General features: G+C 50.1%; 1 pseudogene. It reads right to left on the minus strand.

The features are described from left to right. Positions 1-407, minus strand: a pseudogene (locus ACTHSP_RS22310) (F0F1 ATP synthase subunit beta); the annotation flags it as partial.

Raw genomic sequence — 407 nt, forward strand, 5'->3', positions numbered from 1 at the left:
GCAATATCACGGCTCAATACGACGGTTGCGTCCAAGTGGGCGAAAGTTGTCGCTGGAGACGGGTCAGTCAAGTCATCAGCAGGTACATATACGGCTTGGATGGAAGTAATGGAACCGGTTTGGGTAGAGGTAATACGCTCTTGCAAACGACCCATTTCTTCAGCCAATGTCGGTTGGTAACCCACTGCAGAAGGCATACGGCCCAACAGTGCAGATACTTCGGTACCGGCCAGAGTGTAACGGTAGATGTTGTCAACGAAGAACAATACGTCGCGACCTTTACCGTTTTCGTCTTTTTCGTCACGGAAGTATTCGGCCATAGTCAAACCGGTCAAAGCAACGCGCAGACGGTTGCCTGGAGGTTCGTTCATTTGGCCATACACCATGGCTACTTTATCCAATACGTT

The sequence above is a fragment of the Neisseria sp. P0001.S005 genome (assembly GCF_051963715.1).